Here is a 960-nt window from a genome sequence, read left to right as displayed (position 1 = left end):
TTTCGTACTCAACTGGGCTGATGTACCCCAACGCTGAGTGTCTTCTTCTGCGATTGTAAAATACCTCGATGTATTCGAAGATGCCCATTCGGGCTTCTTCGACTGTTTGATAGTCTTCTGCGTATATCAGTTCGACTTTCAGTCGACTGTAGAACGACTCCATCACCGCATTATCCCAGCAGTTACCCTGCCGACTCATGCTCGGTACACCTCCATGCTTGCGCATGAAGTCTTGATATTTATATGCTCTGTATTGTACACCTCGGTCCGAGTGGATAATGACGCCCTTAGGCGGCTTACGTGACTCAAACGCCATTTTTAGCGCATTGGTGATGAGCTCGACGGTCATCGTTGTCCCTAGAGACCAACCCACAATGCGCCTTGAATGCAGGTCCATCACTGTCGCCAAGAAGAGCCAACGGCTCTTCACCCAGATATACGTGATGTCCGTGACCCATTTCTGATTCGGTGTCTCAGATACAAAGTCTCTACGCAGTAAGTTGTCAGCAACATTCGTCATCGCAGCCACATCCTTGCTGTATTTAAACCCTTTGCCATTACGTGCCCTGATACCTTTTTCCTTCATAATATCAGCCACATAATTCACGCAGCAGGCATGGCCTGCTTCGTTGAGCTCTTCGGCTATTCGCACTGAACCGTAACGTGCCCGATATTGGGCAAAGGTACACATGACGAGCTGCTCAAAGCGCTCTCGCCGCTTTGAACGCTCACTCGGCGTATGATGACACCACTTGTAGTAACCACCTCGACTCACCTCTAACATACGACACATTAAGCTAATCGAGTACTCGCCGGTATAGCTTTCAATGAACTCGTACTTCACTCTTGCTGCTTCGCGAAGTACGCCGAGACCTTTTTTAGGAATTCCATTTCATCTTTGAGTCGCTTGTTCTCGCGCCTTAGCGCTCGAAGCTCTTCGGACTCTTTCTTCGAATAATC

Annotated in this window: 1 protein-coding gene; it reads right to left on the bottom strand. The window is 48.6% G+C overall.

The genetic code is table 11. From position 1 onward, the window contains the following. On the bottom strand, window positions 1-844 hold an 844-nt coding region (locus KIV41_RS24360), incomplete at its 3' end, for an IS3 family transposase (RefSeq protein ID WP_285337832.1). Between the last annotated feature and the right edge of the window lie 116 nt (window positions 845-960).

Origin of the sequence: Vibrio sp. D401a (genome assembly GCF_030248515.1) — a bacterium.
GTDB lineage: Bacteria > Pseudomonadota > Gammaproteobacteria > Enterobacterales > Vibrionaceae > Vibrio > Vibrio rotiferianus.
Note: the sequence above shows the minus strand (reverse complement) of the source record. Positions and strands in the feature narration are given on the sequence as shown.